We start from the raw sequence: 15471 nt of genomic DNA, 5'->3' as shown, positions 1-15471 counted from the left end.
GAAGAAGGGAATGCTATCATGGACAAGCTCGACACTTGGTTCGCCGCCGAAAGCAGTCGTCGCCGCTTTCTGGGTCAGGCCGCGCTCGGCGGCGCCGCGCTCGCTGCCGGCCCCGCACTCGCGCAGAGCCTCGTCGACCTGCACCTTCCCGGCGGCAATGCCGGGCGGCCGATGACCAGCGCCTTTCCCGGCAAAGGCAGCATGATCCTTCAGCGCATGCACCCGCCGCTGCTCGAAACTCCGATGGAGGTATTCGACCGCGACGTTTTCACCCCCAACGACCAGTTTTTCGTGCGTTGGCACTGGGCCGACATCCCGACCTCGATCGATGTCGATATTTTCCGGCTCACCGTCCGCGGCCACGTCAATAGACCGCTTTCGATCAGCCTTGCGCAGCTGCTCCGGTTGCCGCGCGTCGAGATGGCGGCGGTCAATCAGTGCTCGGGCAACAGCCGCGGCCTGTTCCAGCCGCGCGTGCCCGGCGCACAATGGGGCAATGGTGCGATGGGCAACGCCAAATGGCTCGGCGTCCGGCTATGCGACATCCTCGACTATGCCGGCGTAAAGCCCGGCGCGGTGCAGGTGCGCTTCGGCGCCCTCGACCAGCCCGTCGTTGCCGGCGCACCCGATTTCGAGAAGGCGCTCGACATCGACCATGCTCGAGACGGCGAGGTGATGATCGCCTTCGGCATGAACGGTGAGCAATTGCCCCTGCTGAACGGCTTCCCTTGCCGGCTGATCGTGCCGGGCTGGTATTCGACCTACTGGGTCAAGATGCTCAATGACATCGAGGTGCTGCCCGGCCCAGATGACGAATATTGGATGGCCAAGGCTTACAAGATCCCGGCGACCCCGGGCGCCAATGTGAAGCCGGGCGCAAAGGACTTCCCGACCGTCCCGATCAACCGGATGATCCCGCGGTCCTGGGTCACCAGTCTCGGCGAAGGCCAGGCCATCGCATATGATCGAACGATCCCGCTCGGTGGTATCGCCATGGGCGGCGATTGCGGGGTCGCCAAGGTCGACGTCTCCACCGATGGCGGCCGCACCTGGTATCACACCCGGCTCGGTCCCGATCACGGCAAGTACAGCTTCCGCCGCTGGGACACGCAGGTGCCGCTGGCGGCGCGCGGAAATGTCCGGCTGATGTCGCGCTGCTGGAACACGGACGGGGTCGCGCAGCCGATGGCGCCAATTTGGAACCCGGGCGGGTTCATGCGCGGCAATATCGAAACCACCAACATCACTGCGTCCTGAGGAGAGCCGAGATGAAAGTCCCTTCGATCGGCATGCTATCCTTCGGTGCGATCGGCCTTGCGGCCATAGTCCTGATCGCGATCGGCCCGCCCGGCAGCCACGTGCCCCCACCGCCGCCCGCACCCAGCGGCCCGGCACCGTCGAGCATCGCTTTTGGCGGGTTCGCGCTCACGTCGGACACGGTCGACCTGCCGATCGACGACCAGCAATATCCCGACGGCCCGCACGCCGACGTGATCAACGCCAACTGCACCTCGTGCCATTCGGCCAGCATGGCACTGACCCAGCCCGCGCTCACGGCCGACCAGTGGAAGGCGACGGTCACCAAGATGAAGGAGGTCTATAAGGCACCGGTCTCGGAAAAGGATATTCCAGCGATCGTCGACTATCTGACCGCGCTGAGCGCGAAGCAGGGCAGCGGGGCGCCGGCCGGCAAGGAATCCGGAAGTCAGGGCGCTCCCGACGCGCCGGGCGGGACTGGCTGAGTGACTTATCGCCGCGCGCCGCGTTGATCGGATGAAGGAGGCGCCTGATGCGTATCGAGAAATTCGTCCATAGCTGCTTGAGGCTGACGCTCCAGGGCAAGCGGCTGTTGTTCGACCCAGGCAAATTCTCGTTCGTCGATCGGCGTGTCGATCCTCGCGACCTCAGCGACGTGGATTTCATCCTATTTACGCACGGCCATCCCGATCATCTCGACGGCGAGGCGCTACGCACCATCGTCGGCGATGGCGAACCGCGGATATTCGGAGGCAACAAGGTCGCAGCCACGTTGCGCAGCCAGGGCTTCACCGTCAGCGAGGTAAGAGAAGAAGGGCTCGACCTTGGACCATTCACGGTCCGTGCCCTGCCGGTGCGCCATGAGCCGATCCTCGCCGAAGAAATCCCGGCCGTCCTGGCATTTGTCGTCAATGATCGCCTTCTCAATCCCGGCGATAGCTTCGATGAACGGCTCCGCCAATTTGCTGGAATTGACGCGCTGGCGCTGCCGGTGATGGCGCCGTTCCTGACCGAGATCGGCGCCCACGAGTTCGCCAGGTCCATGCGTCCAAGCCATGTGCTCCCGGTCCACGATGGCTATGCCCGCGACTGGTTCCTGACGCAGCGCTACGATACCTATGAGCCCTATTTCGAGAAGGCTGGCATGACCTTCCACCGCCTCCAGCAGCCCGGTGACGGGTTCGACCTGTGACGGACGACAAACCGGCCTTTCGGTCGCGACGGCCTGGTGCATCGACGATCCGAAGATCGCCAATGCGGCGATCGAGCAAGTCCAGTTGGACCTCGTCATGGTCGCGCGCGCGCATCTCGCCGATCCGCATTATCCCTATGTCGCGGCCCAGGCGCTCGGCAAGGACCGGCCATCATGGGTGCTCCCTGCGCCTTATGCTCACTGGCTTGAGCGCTACCGGGGGATCGGTAAAGCGGCGGCCCAGTGATCGGATCACCTAGTGCACACAGGGTAGCGCAAGGGCCACGTCGGGCCCCTAAAATAACCCTCGTACAGCCGATCATTCCAAGCATTAGCGCAGACGACCGGCTGCCGAACTCTTAAATTATCAAGATCTTTGCACGATGACCGTATGGCGGGTTGTAGGATCGACGACTCCAATTGAGCGCTCATCTTGAGCGCACCGCTGCGAGACCGCTCACTGGAACGGAAATGGCAGGTTTCGACAGGATCGGCCATTGACGCGCCGGGCTGCGAACTTCTGGAAGTGGTCGAATCCAGACGTATGGAGGCGGCACTATCTGCGGGTCGGTTCGGCCTGAGCCTGCGCCGCCTTATCCAGAAATCGCGGCGCTAGGCGGCTTGCGGAAACTGCCTTGCAGGATCTTCGCGCCTGATCGGAGCTGGTCGAGATAGTCGGACCAGCTTTTCATCATGGCCAACCGCTCTTCCCAATGTTCACCGCGCGCATAAGCCCGGCGGACGTCATCGGTCTCGGCATGGCCAAGCTGGCGTTCGATGGCGTCGGGATTCCAGTGGCCCTGCTCGTTCAGCAACGTGCTGGCCATGGCGCGGAAGCCGTGAGCGGTCATCGTCTTGCTATCAAACCCCATGCGCCGCAGGGCGAGGTTGATCGTGTTTTCGCACATGGGACGATCCCGCTTGCCTTGGGCCGGGAAGAGGTAGCGGCGGTTGCCGCTGATCTCGCGCAGCTCCTCCAGGATGGCGAGCACCTGCCGGGTCAGTGGGACGCGGTGGGCGACGCGCATCTTGGTTTTCTCGGCGGGGATGGTCCAGACGTTCTTGGTCAGGTCAAATTCGGTCCATTCGGCGTGCCTGAGCTCGCCAGGACGCACGAAGACGTGAGGCGCGAGGCGCAGGGCCGCATGGGTGACGGGATAGCCCGAATAGGCGTCTATTGCCCGAAGCAGCACACCGGCCTCCATCGGGGAGGTAATGGCCGCGCGATGGGTGACTTTGGGGACAGTGATCGCGCCGCGCAGGTCAGCTGAAATGTCGCGGTCTGCGCGCCCGGTGGCGATGGCGTAGCGGAAGACCTGTCCGCAGGTGCTGCGCAGCCGCCGCGCGGTCTCATAGTGGCCGCGCTTTTCAACCGCGCGCAGGACCGCCAGCAATTCGGGCGCTTTGATCTCACCAATCTTGCGTGCGCCAATTATGGGGTGGGCGAACTCCAGCAGCCATTTCAGCTTGCCCAAGGTAACTTCCGCGCGGCCTTCGCGGCGGGCTTTGTCGAGCCATTCCTCGGCAACGGCCTGAAAGCTGTTCACGTTGGCCAGCGGCCCGGTAATCTTGTCGATCTTGCGCTTGGCCGACGGGTTCATGCCATCGGCAATCTGCTTCTTGATTTCCAGCCGCTTGGCCCGCGCCTCGGCCAGCGAAACGGTGGGATAGACCCCAAGGGCTGCGGTGGCCCGCTTCTCCCCGAAACGATAATCGACGCGCCAGCATCGCTGACCGGCCTTTGTGACCAGCAGGTATAGCCCGCCCCCATCGGAAAGCTTGTAGGGCTTCTCGCGTGCAACTGCCTTTCGGACGGCCAGATCGGTAAGCATGACGCCACCTTTTTGTCGGTTTCGATACCGTCAAAAATACCGTCGGATACCGTCAATTGCAACGAATTTGACCGGATGCGGGTGGACGCGCAAGCCGTCAAAAACCTTTGATTTTGGGGACTTCTCCGGACATTTATGGACATGTCCGGAGGAAGCGATGGTGCCCAGAAGAGGACTCGAACCTCCACGACCTTGCGATCGCCAGCACCTGAAGCTGGTGCGTCTACCAATTCCGCCATCTGGGCACGGGGTAGGAGCGGGCGCTTAGCGGCGGGGCGGCGGGCTTGTCAACCGCGTCGGCCCGCCCCGCGGCAAATTTTATTTCAAAGGCGCGGTTTTGTTGCGCTAGCGGGCCCTGCCCTTCCCTTCGCGCTTGCCCCGTCGGGCGCTTCGCGGCATGGGGACGCGAGGGACGCTGCGGCGTCCGGCTTCGAGAATCGGCAAGACAGGCAAGGGTGATGCAGAATCTGAGCGGGCAATTGATCACGGTGTTCGGCGGCGGCGGCTTTCTTGGCCGCTATGTCGTCCAGCGGCTGCTGGCACGCGGCGCGCGCGTGCGGATTGCGCAGCGCGACCCGCGCCAGGCGGTGTTTCTCAAGCCGCTCGGCGGGCTGGGCCAGACGCAGTTCGTCGCCGCCGATGTGCGCGATGCCCGCAGCGTCGCCCGCGCCGCGACGGGCAGCGACGCCGCGATTAACCTCGTCGGCAGCTTTGCCGATATGGCGGCGGTCCAGGCCGCCGGCGCCAGCCATGTCGCGGCCGCAGCAAAGGCGGCGGGTGCGAAAGCGCTCGTCCATATCTCGGCGATTGGCGCCGATCCGGCCAGCGCGTCGGGCTATGGCCGCAGCAAGGGCGACGGTGAAGCCGCCGTGCGCGCCGCTTTCGCTGGCGCAGCGATCCTGCGTCCGTCCATCGTCTTCGGCCGCGAGGACAAGTTCATCAACCGCTTCGCGGGCCTCATCCGCGCGCTGCCTGCGGTGCCGGTCATCGCGCCGAAGGCGAAATTCCAGCCGGTCTATGTCGGCGACGTCGCCGATGCGGTGGTCGCGGCACTCGATACCCCCGGCCAGACGCTCGAGCTCGGCGGTCCGCAGCAGTTCACCATGCTGGAGCTACAGCAGTGGATTGCGAAAGCGATCGGTCGGAACCGCCTGTTCGTCGAGATTCCCGATACCGTGTCGGGCTTTCTGGCGCGCGGCTTCGGCTGGGCGCCGGGCGCTCCGATCACCAAGGATCAATGGCTGATGCTGCAGCACGACAATATCGTCAGCGGAACCAACGGCCTTGCCGCGCTGGGCATCGCCCCCACCGCGCTGGCCGACGTCGCCGACGGCTGGCTCGTCCAGTATCGCCGCCATGGCCGCTTCGCAGCGATGGCCCGCTGAGCCGCGCGCGCGACGACAGGCGCAATTAGCGGCTGGATAAATCCGTCCGCGCTGCGTAGGTCTCAACATCAGGACAGGGGCGTCCGGCACCGCGCGGGCGCCCCTTCGCTTGTCATCTCCAGCTTCGGGAAGTCCATGATCCAGTTTGCCGCATCGCCCCGCCCCGCCCTTCTCCTGCGCGTGGAGGCCGGACGATGAGCCTGTGGCTGACCGCGATCATCCTCGGCATCGTCGAGGGGCTGACCGAATTCCTGCCCGTCTCGTCCACCGGGCATCTGATCCTCGCCACCGAATTGCTCGGCTATGACGCGTCGAAATGGGCGATCTTCAATATCGCTATCCAGCCCGGGGCGATCCTTGCGATCGTCGTCCTCTATCGCAAATTATTCTGGGACATGTTCATCGGCTTTTTCCGGCGCGATCCGGTGGCGATCGCCTTTGTGCGCAATCTGCTCGTCGCCTTCATTCCGGCGGTGGTGCTGGGGCTCGCGTTCGGCGACTATATCGAGACGTTGCTGGAAAATGCCGTCGTCGTCGCCTGGGCGCTGGTGATCGGCGGCTTCGCGATCCTGCTGGTCGAAAAGCTCGCCAAGCCGAAGGAGAGTGGCGGGGTCGCCAAGCTGACGCTGCGCCAGTCGATCATGGTCGGGCTGGTCCAGTGCCTCGCGATGATCCCCGGCGTCAGCCGCTCGGGCGCGACGATCATGGGGGCGATGGCGATGGGCGTAGACCGCAAGACCGCCGCCGAATTCAGCTTCTTCCTCGCGCTGCCGACGCTGACCGGCGCGACGGTGCTGCAGCTCGCCAAGCATCGCGATGCGATCACCTCGAACGATATGGGCCTGATCGCGCTCGGCGCCGCGGTGTCGTTCGTCGTCGCATGGGCGGTCATCAAGGCGTTTCTGGCAGTAGTCACGCGCTATGGCTTCGCGCCGTTCGCCTGGTATCGAATCATCGTCGGCGGCGCGGCGCTTATCTGGCTCACCATGCGATAGGTCCGATATTTTACTAATTGCGAAACTTAATTGCGTGTCCGCGCATCCGTCAACTGAAACCCCTAATTTTTAGGTCAGCATAACTGTCTTATTCCACAAAATGTCCGTGACAGCGGCGCTCCCGCCATGCATCCGCGCTTCAACGAAGGGGATTTTGCATGGCTTCCGAACGCATGCTCCAATTTGTGGGGCGCGAACAACATTATCCGGACAAGCGCTCGGCCGACGAACGTGCGCGCGATTTTAACGAAATCGCGGCGCGCTACGCGCAGCCGGAAGCCGACGATCAGGCGTCGCGCTGTTCGCAGTGCGGCGTACCCTATTGCTCGGTCCACTGCCCGCTCCACAATCATATCCCCGACTGGTTGCGCCTGACCGCCGAGGGACGGCTGCGCGAAGCCTATGAACTGTCGAACGCAACGTCGACCATGCCCGAAATCTGCGGCCGCATCTGCCCGCAGGACCGCCTTTGCGAAGGCAATTGCGTGATCGAATTTTCGGGTCACGGGGCGGTGACGATCGGCAGCGTCGAGAAATATATCACCGACACCGCCTGGGCCGAGGGATGGGTCGAACCCGTCCATGTCGGCCCCGCAACGGGCCAGTCGGTCGCCGTCGTCGGCGCGGGGCCCGCGGGCCTGACCGCCGCCGAATATCTGCGCGCGGAGGGGCATGAGGTGCATGTCTACGATCGGCACGACCGCGCCGGCGGCCTGCTGACCTATGGCATCCCCGGCTTCAAGCTGGAAAAGGATGTGGTGATGCGCCGCGTCGACCGGCTCGCGGAAAGCGGCATCCATTTCCATCAGGGCTTCGAGGTCGGGCGTGATGCGACGCTGGATGAGCTGCGCCGGCGCCACGATGCGGTGCTGATCGCCACCGGCGTCTACAAGGCGCGCGAGATCAACGTCCCTGGCAATGGCGCCGAGGGGGTGATCGCGGCGCTCGATTATCTGGTCGCGTCGAACCGCAAAGGGTTTGGCGATGCGGTCCCGGCCTTCGACGACGGCAGCCTGAATGCCGAAGGCAAGCATGTCGTCGTCATCGGCGGCGGCGATACCGCGATGGACTGCGTCCGCACCGCGATCCGCCAACGCGCCAAATCGGTGAAATGCCTCTATCGCCGCGACCGCGAGAATATGCCGGGATCGCAGCGCGAAGTCGCCAATGCCGAAGAGGAAGGCGTCGAGTTCGTCTGGCTGTCCGCCCCCGAAAGCTTTGCCGCCGACAAGCATGTGAAGGAGGTCGCGGTTGCCGGGATGCGCCTTGGCGCGCCTGACGCAAGCGGCCGGCGCAGCCCCGAACCCGATCCGGGCCGTACCTTCGACCTGCCCGCCGACATGGTGATCAAGGCGCTGGGCTTCGATCCGGAGGAATTGCCGCACCTGTTCGGTTCGCCCGATCTGTCGGTCACGCGCTGGGGCACGCTGCGCGTCGATCATCAGACGATGATGACCAGCCTTCCCGGCGTTTTTGCCGCCGGCGACATTGTCCGCGGCGCCAGCCTGGTCGTCTGGGGCATCCGCGACGGCCGCGATGTCAGCGAACAGATGTCGAAATGGTTGAAGGCGAAAGCGAAAAGCGAAAAGAAGGCAGCCTGACCAACAGGGGAAGGGATTTCAAAATGTCGACGTTCAAAAATCTGCTGCTCGCTGGCGCCGTGGCGCTGACGCCTGCCCACGCCTATGCGGCGCCCAAGGAAGCGCCGATTGCCGAGGCAGTCACCGTTGCAATGCCCGCCGAGAGTGAAAGCGAGCCCGACAGCGAGCAGTCGCTCGCTAATGCCAAGGCGAAGATGCAGAAGGAAATCGATCAGGCGATCGCGCTCATTGAAAAAATCTTCGAGGTGGACAAGCTGCCGCCGGTCGATCCGGCGCAGCTCGCGCTCGCGCAGCAGACGACGAACGCGCTGATCCCGGCGGGAAGCATCGAGAAGATGCTCGACAATATGTACGGCAAGCTGTTTCGCGCCTTCATGGATCAGACGAGCAGCATGTCCGACCTGATGCTCTCGATCAAGACGGGCGTCGATAGCGAGAAGATTGCCGCGCTTGATGCGACGAGCAAGACCGCGATCGCCGATATGTTCGACCCGCACCGCAAGGAACGCGAGGATCAGATCAACAAGGTGATCAAGCCGCTGATCAGCGAGGCGCTCGGCGATCTCGAGCCGCCGATGCGCGACGGCCTCGCCCGCGCTTACGCGCGCAAGTTCAGCGCGCAGCAGCTCGGCGACCTCAACGCCTTTCTCGCAACCCCGACGGGCCAGGCCTATGGCGCCGAATGGATGTCGCTGCAGGCCGATCCCGAAGTGATGATCGCGATGGTCAAGGCCGTGCCGCCGCTGATCAACAAGTTCATCGACCGCGGCCCCGAGCTTGAAGGCCAGCTCAAAGATCTGCCCAAGGAAAAGGCGATGAGCGACCTCACCGACGCCGAGCTGGCGAAGCTTGCCAAGCTGATGAAAGTCGACGTCAAGACGCTCAAGGAGAACCGCGACATGTGGAACGACGACATGACCACGGACGCTACCGCGGTCGATGCCGTCGATGCAGCGGGCGATGCCGCAGACGCGGCCGCTGACGCCGCGGATGCAGCCGCGGCGACGGCCGACGCGGCCGGCGACTATGACGAGGCTTACGATCGCAGCAACTGGTCGGCCGCCGATCTGCAGAAGGTAGAAGATTTGGAGGCCGAGGCCGACAAGGCATCCTCGGCCGCCTATGACGCCGAACAGGAAGCCGTCGCCAACGCGCGCAAGCGGCTCAAGCCTTCGACCTGACCCACGCCCATTCCGGCAGGAACCAAGACATGACCCATTACCCCACCCCCGATCACCAGCGGCTTGCCGAAGACGGCATGTATCGCCCCGACCTCGAGTCCGATGCCTGCGGCGTCGGCATGGTCGCGGCGACCGACGGCAAGGCCTCGCGCCGCGTCGTCGAGGCGGCGATCGAGGCGCTGCGCGCCGTCTGGCACCGCGGCGCCGTCGATGCCGACGGCAAGACGGGCGATGGTGCGGGTATCCATGTCGACCTGCCGGAGCGCTTTTTCGACGATGCGATCGCGGCATCGGGGCACAAGGTGCTGCCGAACCGCCTCGCCGTCGGCATGATCTTCCTGCCGCGCACCGACTTGGGCGCGCAGGAAGCATGCCGCACGATCGTCGAATCCGAAATCATCGACGCGGGCTACACCATCTATGGCTGGCGCCAGGTTCCGGTCGACGTGTCGGTGATCGGCGACAAGGCGCAGCGCACGCGCCCCGAAATCGAACAGATCATGATTGCCGGCCCCCTGCCCGAGGAGCAGTCTATCGACGAATTCGAAAAGCAGCTCTATCTCGTCCGCCGCCGCATCGAAAAGAAGGTGATTGCGGCGCAGATCGCCGATTTCTACATCTGCAGCCTGTCTGCGCGATCGATCATCTACAAGGGACTGTTCCTCGCCGAGAGCCTGGCGGATTTCTATCCCGACCTTGCGAACAAGCTGTTCGAGAGCCGGGTTGCGATTTTCCACCAGCGCTATTCGACCAACACCTTCCCGCAATGGTGGCTCGCCCAGCCGTTCCGCACCCTCGCTCATAATGGCGAGATCAACACGATCCGCGGCAACAAGAACTGGATGAAAAGCCACGAGATCAAGATGGCGAGCCTCGCCTTCGGCGAACATTCGGAAGACATCAAGCCGGTGATCCCGGCTGGCGCCAGCGATACGGCAGCGCTCGACGCAGTGTTCGAGACGCTATGCCGCGCGGGCCGCGATGCGCCGACCGCAAAGCTGATTCTGGTCCCCGAAGCCTGGGCCACCGATGAAGAAATGCCCGCCGCGCACAAGGCGATGTACAACTTTCTCGCAAGCGTGATGGAGCCGTGGGACGGCCCAGCCGCGCTCGCGATGACCGACGGCCGCTGGGCAGTCGCGGGGATGGACCGCAACGCACTTCGTCCGCTGCGCTACACGCTGACGGCCGACAATCTGCTCGTCGTTGGCTCTGAAAGCGGCATGGTGCTGCTGCCCGAGGCGAGCATCCGCAAGAAGGGTCGCCTCGGCCCCGGCCAGATGATCGCCGTCGACCTCGACGAAGGCACTCTCTACGAAGACCGCGCGATCAAGGACAAGATCGCGGGAACGCACGATTATGCGGCGCGCGTGAAGGGTTTCCGCACGATGGCCGACCTGCCCAAGGGCGGCAAGTCGAGCCTGCCGGGCTTTGACCGCGCCGAACTGCTGCGCCGCCAGGTCGCCGCCGGCTTCACGATGGAAGATATGGAACTCATCCTTTCGCCGATGGTCGAGGATGCGAAGGAAGCGATCGGCTCGATGGGCGACGACACGCCGCTCGCGGTCATTTCCGACAAGCCGCGCCATGTCGCGCAATTCTTCCGCCAGAACTTCAGCCAGGTCACCAACCCGCCCATCGACAGCCTGCGCGAACGGCATGTGATGAGCCTGAAGACGCGCTTTTCGAACCTTGCCAATATTCTCGACGAAAAAGGCCAGAGCCCGCACGTGCTCGTCATCGATTCGCCGGTGCTCGTCGGCGACGACTGGGACCGGCTGCGCGCCTATTTCGGCGATGCAGTGGCCGAGATCGATTGCACTTTCCCAACCGGCGGCGACGCCTCGACGCTGCGCGACGCGATCGCGCGCATCCGGCGCGAGGCAGAGGACGCCGTGCGCGCGGGGCGGAGCGAGCTGTTCCTTTCCGACCAGACTATCGGCGAAGATCGCGTCGGGGTCGCAATGGTGCTCGCCGCTGCGGCGGTCCACACGCACCTCGTGCGCAAGGGGTTGCGCAGCTACGCCTCGATCAACGTCCGCTCGGCCGAGATACTCGACACGCACGGCTTTGCGGTGCTCATCGGCGTCGGCGCGACCACGGTCCACGCCTATCTCGCCGAAGCGGCGATCGCCGACCGTCTGTCGCGCGGCCTGTTCGGCGACCTAGCGCTCGCCGACGCGCTGCAGCGCTTCCGCAAGGCAATCGACGACGGCCTCTTGAAGATCATGGCCAAGATGGGGATCGCGGTGATCTCCTCCTATCGCGGCGGCTATAATTTCGAGGCGGTCGGCCTTAGCCGCGCGCTCGTAAACGATCTCTTCCCCGGCATGCCGGCCAAGATTTCGGGCGAAGGCTATCAGTCGCTCTTCATCAACGCGACCGAGAAGCATGAGGCGGCATTCGACGCGCGCGTCACGACGCTCCCCATCGGCGGCTTCTATCGCCAGCGCGCGGGCGGCGAAGCGCACGCCTATTCGGCGCAGCTCATGCACTTGCTGCAGACCGCCGTCGCGACCGACAGCTATTCGACCTATCTGCAATTCGCGCGCGGGGTCGCCGACCTGCCGCCCATCTATCTGCGCGACCTGATGGAATTCAACTTCCCAGCGCACGGCATAGCGCTCGACAGCGTCGAGGCGATCACCGAAATCCGCAAGCGCTTCGTCACCCCGGGCATGTCGTTGGGCGCACTATCCCCCGAAGCGCATGAAACGCTGGCGATTGCGATGAACCGCATCGGCGCGAAGGCGGTGTCGGGCGAAGGCGGCGAAGCAAGCGAACGCTACAAGCCTTATGCCAATGGCGACAATGCCAACAGCAACATCAAGCAGATCGCGTCGGGCCGCTTCGGCGTCACGGCCGAATATCTCGGCGCCTGCGACGAGATCGAAATCAAGGTCGCACAGGGTGCCAAGCCGGGCGAAGGCGGCCAGCTTCCGGGCTTCAAGGTCACCGAATTCATCGCGCGCCTGCGCCATTCGACGCCGGGCGTGATGCTGATCTCGCCGCCGCCGCACCACGACATCTATTCGATCGAGGATCTTGCACAGCTCATCTACGATTTGAAGCAGATCAATCCGAAGGCGCGCGTCTGCGTGAAGCTCGTCAGCTCGGCGGGCATCGGCACCGTCGCGGCGGGCGTTGCCAAGGCGCACGCCGACGTGATCCTTGTCTCGGGCAATACCGGCGGCACGGGCGCTTCGCCCCAGACGAGCATCAAATATGCCGGCACCCCGTGGGAAATGGGCCTCAGCGAAGTCAACCAGGTACTGACGCTCAACGGCCTTCGGCACCGCATCCGCCTGCGCACCGACGGCGGGCTCAAGACCGGGCGCGACATCGTCATCGCCGCCATCCTGGGCGCCGAGGAATATGGCATCGGGACGCTGAGCCTTGTCGCCATGGGTTGCATCATGGTGCGCCAGTGCCATTCGAACACCTGCCCCGTCGGGGTCTGCACGCAGGACGAGAAGCTGCGGCAGAAGTTTACGGGGTCGCCCGAAAAGGTCATCAACCTGATGACCTTCATCGCCGAGGAAGTGCGCGAAATCCTCGCCAAGCTCGGCTGCCGCAGCCTCGACGAGGTGATCGGCCGCACCGAGCTTCTCCGCCAGGTCAGCCGCGGTGCCGAGCATCTCGACGACCTCGACCTCAATCCGATCCTCGCCAAGGTTGATGCGCCCGACGAGCAGCGCCGCTCGCAGGGACCGAATTTCCGCAACCCGGTGCCCGACAGCCTCGACGCGCAGATCTTGAACGATGCGAAACCTTTGTTTGATCGCGGCGAGCGGATGCAGCTCACTTATAACGTCCGCAACACCCACCGTGCCGTCGGCACGCGCCTCTCGGCCGAAGTTACGGCGCGTTTCGGGATGACCGGGCTTGCCGACGACCATGTGCAGGTGCGTCTGCGCGGAACCGCCGGGCAGTCGCTCGGCGCCTTCCTCTGCCAGGGCATCACGCTCGAAGTGTTCGGCGATGCGAACGACTATGTCGGCAAGGGCCTGTCGGGTGGGCGCATCATCGTGCGGCCGACCGTGTCGAGCCCGCTGGTCAGCCAGCATAACAGCATCGTCGGCAACACCGTCCTCTACGGCGCGACCGCAGGCACCTTGCTCGCGGCGGGCCAGGCGGGCGAACGCTTTGCGGTCCGCAACTCGGGCGCGAAAGTCGTGATCGAAGGCTGCGGTGCCAATGGCTGCGAATATATGACCGGCGGCACGGCGGTGATCCTGGGTGCGGTAGGGTCGAATTTCGGCGCCGGCATGACCGGCGGCATGGCCTTCGTCCTCGACGTCGATGAAAGCTTCGAAAGCCGCGCCAATCCCGAATCGATCGTCTGGCAACGGCTCGACAGCGCACATTGGGAAGGCGCCTTGCGCGCACTTGTCGAGGAGCATGCGGCGGCAACCGGCAGCAAATGGTCGGCCGAGGTGCTTGCCGACTGGGATCGCTGGCGCACGCGTTTCTGGCAGGTGTGTCCCAAGGAAATGATCGGGCGTCTCGCGCATCCGCTCAGCGACCGGCCTGCACAGGCGGTCGCCGCCGAATAGCCGGTGTCCCCGGCCCTCGCCGGGGACGTCTGCCGCATCAAGGCCCCAGTCTGCCGCAAGACGATAGGTTATTCAGCCGCGCGAAAGCGTCGGGCCGCTATGTGCGGCGCTGATGTTTCGCGCTTCCGAAAGGATGATTCCATGCGACCGATCCGCGCCGCCCTTCCGCTTCTCGCACTCCTCGCCCCCGTGCCGGCGTCGGCGGCGGATGCGCGCGACGCTGCCGCCGTGCTGAACGATCCGGCGACGCAGGACCGGATGGCCGACACGATCACGGCGCTGGTCGGTGCAATGATGCAGATGCCCGTCGGTCCGCTCGCCGAAGCCGTCGCGCGCGTCGATCCGTCGTCCGATGCCGCCCGCATACCCGCCGACGCAACCATCGGTGACATCGCGGGGCGCGACCCCGGCTATGCCGAGCGTATGGGCGGCGACGTTCGCGCAAGCGCGCGCATGGCCGGCCATGCCGCTTCTGCCGTCGCCGCTTATGCTCCGGTTATCAAGGATATGGCGCATGATCTTCTGGCGCAATGGGAAGCTGAACGCACCACTGCGCGGCAATAGCGCACCGCTTGCGTGCTGACCCGAACCGACCCGGTTGATAAGTCCGCCATAGCCATTGGACGCGCCGCCTCGCTGACGCTATGCGGATGATCATGTGGCAACTCTATCAATTCCCTCTCTGTCCCTTCTCGCGCAAGGTCCGGCTGCTGCTCGGCGAAAAGGGCGTTGGTTATGAATTGGTGCGCGAATCACCGTGGGAACGCCGTGACGAATTCGTCGACCTGAACCCCGCCGGGCGTACCCCGGTGATGGTGGACGAGGGGCGCGGACAAGTGCTCATCGACAGCAACGCCATCGCCGAATATTTCGAGGAGACGGTCGAGGGCAAGGCAATGATCAACGGCACCGCCGCCAATCGCGCCGAGATCCGCCGCCTGGTCGCCTGGTTCGACCAGGAATTCTATTTCGAAGTCACCGGCCCGCTGCTTTTCGAACGGATGCAGAAGCGCATCGTCCACCGCCAGCCACCCGACGGCGGCGCGCTGCGCGAAGCGATGAAGGCGGCGAACCAGCACCTCGACTATATCGACTATCTCATCGACCATCGCACCTGGCTTGCCGGTGCGACGATGAGCCTCGCCGATCTCGCCGCCGCGGCGCACATCTCGGTCGCCGACTATCTGGGCGGCATCGACTGGACCGGGCACGATCAGACTAAGGGCTGGTATTCAGGCCTCAAGTCGCGCCCGAGTTTCCGGCCGCTGCTGGCCGAACGGATGGAAATCGTGACGCCGCCCAAATATTATGAAGACGTCGATTTCTAGTAAGTTCGCCGCCGGGCAAATGAACGACCGTTCGAAGCTTTCGGCATTGACCCCCTCATAAAATATGACCCGCCTCCCGAGCCCATGTCCCCGGAAGGCGGGTCGCGACCCGTCGCCATGAGGGTTGGCGGCCGGTCCCGAGGC

General features: G+C 64.4%; 12 protein-coding genes and 1 tRNA gene. 11 read left to right on the top strand and 2 right to left on the bottom strand.

All coding sequences use genetic code 11. The annotated features are described in order from the left end of the window. The first annotated feature begins 18 nt into the window (after window positions 1-18). The 4 genes from P1IM2_RS13385 to P1IM2_RS13370 are packed head-to-tail and all read left to right on the top strand — an operon-like array spanning window position 19 to window position 2696. On the top strand, window positions 19-1257 hold the full coding sequence (locus tag P1IM2_RS13385) for a molybdopterin-dependent oxidoreductase (RefSeq protein ID WP_066768137.1): 1239 nt from the start codon (window positions 19-21) through the stop codon (window positions 1255-1257). Between the two features lie 11 nt (window positions 1258-1268). Further along, window positions 1269-1742: a c-type cytochrome gene (locus P1IM2_RS13380; protein WP_088185277.1), complete on the top strand. Its 474-nt coding sequence runs from the start codon at window positions 1269-1271 to the stop codon at window positions 1740-1742. A 47-nt stretch (window positions 1743-1789) separates the two neighbouring features. After that, entirely contained in the window at window positions 1790-2449 is a 660-nt protein-coding gene (locus P1IM2_RS13375; RefSeq protein WP_066768136.1) for an MBL fold metallo-hydrolase, read from the top strand. Further along, on the top strand, window positions 2430-2696 hold the full coding sequence (locus P1IM2_RS13370) for a hypothetical protein (protein ID WP_066768134.1): 267 nt from the start codon (window positions 2430-2432) through the stop codon (window positions 2694-2696). Before P1IM2_RS13375 ends, P1IM2_RS13370 begins: the two co-directional genes overlap by 20 nt. Window positions 2697-3042: 346 nt before the next feature. On the opposite strand, the gene P1IM2_RS13365 is transcribed toward P1IM2_RS13370, so the two are convergent. Together P1IM2_RS13365 and P1IM2_RS13360 are read right to left on the bottom strand one after the other, a co-directional pair. Then, complete coding sequence (locus P1IM2_RS13365) at window positions 3043-4281, bottom strand: phage integrase central domain-containing protein (RefSeq protein ID WP_186402760.1); 1239 nt, start codon at window positions 4279-4281, stop codon at window positions 3043-3045. 158 nt (window positions 4282-4439) lie between these two features. After that, window positions 4440-4526: transfer RNA gene (locus tag P1IM2_RS13360), tRNA-Leu, on the bottom strand. 213 nt (window positions 4527-4739) lie between these two features. On the opposite strand from P1IM2_RS13360, the gene P1IM2_RS13355 reads away from it, so the two are divergent. The 7 genes from P1IM2_RS13355 (at window position 4740) to P1IM2_RS13325 (ending at window position 15327) form a co-directional block, all read left to right on the top strand. Continuing rightward, on the top strand, window positions 4740-5666 hold the full coding sequence (locus P1IM2_RS13355; RefSeq protein WP_186402759.1) for a complex I NDUFA9 subunit family protein: 927 nt from the start codon (window positions 4740-4742) through the stop codon (window positions 5664-5666). A 194-nt stretch (window positions 5667-5860) separates the two neighbouring features. Beyond that, window positions 5861-6661: an undecaprenyl-diphosphate phosphatase gene (locus P1IM2_RS13350; protein WP_186402758.1), complete on the top strand. Its 801-nt coding sequence runs from the start codon at window positions 5861-5863 to the stop codon at window positions 6659-6661. Window positions 6662-6819: 158 nt separating this feature from the next. Next, complete coding sequence (locus P1IM2_RS13345; RefSeq protein WP_186402757.1) at window positions 6820-8262, top strand: NAD(P)-dependent oxidoreductase; 1443 nt, start codon at window positions 6820-6822, stop codon at window positions 8260-8262. Window positions 8263-8285: 23 nt separating this feature from the next. Beyond that, window positions 8286-9443, top strand: a complete 1158-nt coding sequence (locus P1IM2_RS13340) for a DUF2059 domain-containing protein (protein ID WP_186402756.1) — start codon at window positions 8286-8288, stop codon at window positions 9441-9443. A 29-nt stretch (window positions 9444-9472) separates the two neighbouring features. Then, window positions 9473-13999 (top strand): glutamate synthase large subunit, encoded by a 4527-nt coding sequence (gene gltB, locus P1IM2_RS13335; protein ID WP_186402755.1) that lies wholly within the window; start codon window positions 9473-9475, stop codon window positions 13997-13999. Window positions 14000-14140: 141 nt separating this feature from the next. Beyond that, a complete protein-coding gene (locus P1IM2_RS13330) occupies window positions 14141-14563 on the top strand; it encodes a hypothetical protein (protein ID WP_186402754.1) in 423 nt (140 codons plus the stop codon). A gap of 92 nt (window positions 14564-14655) precedes the next feature. Continuing rightward, complete coding sequence (locus tag P1IM2_RS13325) at window positions 14656-15327, top strand: glutathione S-transferase family protein (RefSeq protein WP_062902946.1); 672 nt, start codon at window positions 14656-14658, stop codon at window positions 15325-15327. Window positions 15328-15471 lie beyond the last annotated feature (144 nt).

Source organism: Sphingopyxis sp. P1IMeth2, assembly GCF_900185685.1.
Taxonomy (GTDB): domain Bacteria; phylum Pseudomonadota; class Alphaproteobacteria; order Sphingomonadales; family Sphingomonadaceae; genus Sphingopyxis; species Sphingopyxis terrae_A.
The sequence above is the reverse complement of the archived record's forward strand: the minus strand, read 5'-3'. Positions and strand labels throughout refer to the sequence as shown.

Coding starts and splice junctions, on each gene's coding strand:
- gltB (WP_186402755.1), top strand. CDS start 9,473: ATGACCCATTACCCCACCCCCGATCACCAGCGGCTTGCCGAAGACGGC.
- P1IM2_RS13340 (WP_186402756.1), top strand. CDS start 8,286: ATGTCGACGTTCAAAAATCTGCTGCTCGCTGGCGCCGTGGCGCTGACG.
- P1IM2_RS13350 (WP_186402758.1), top strand. CDS start 5,861: ATGAGCCTGTGGCTGACCGCGATCATCCTCGGCATCGTCGAGGGGCTG.
- P1IM2_RS13365 (WP_186402760.1), bottom strand. CDS start 4,281: ATGCTTACCGATCTGGCCGTCCGAAAGGCAGTTGCACGCGAGAAGCCC.
- P1IM2_RS13325 (WP_062902946.1), top strand. CDS start 14,656: ATGTGGCAACTCTATCAATTCCCTCTCTGTCCCTTCTCGCGCAAGGTC.
- P1IM2_RS13375 (WP_066768136.1), top strand. CDS start 1,790: ATGCGTATCGAGAAATTCGTCCATAGCTGCTTGAGGCTGACGCTCCAG.
- P1IM2_RS13330 (WP_186402754.1), top strand. CDS start 14,141: ATGCGACCGATCCGCGCCGCCCTTCCGCTTCTCGCACTCCTCGCCCCC.
- P1IM2_RS13345 (WP_186402757.1), top strand. CDS start 6,820: ATGGCTTCCGAACGCATGCTCCAATTTGTGGGGCGCGAACAACATTAT.
- P1IM2_RS13385 (WP_066768137.1), top strand. CDS start 19: ATGGACAAGCTCGACACTTGGTTCGCCGCCGAAAGCAGTCGTCGCCGC.
- P1IM2_RS13355 (WP_186402759.1), top strand. CDS start 4,740: ATGCAGAATCTGAGCGGGCAATTGATCACGGTGTTCGGCGGCGGCGGC.
- P1IM2_RS13380 (WP_088185277.1), top strand. CDS start 1,269: ATGAAAGTCCCTTCGATCGGCATGCTATCCTTCGGTGCGATCGGCCTT.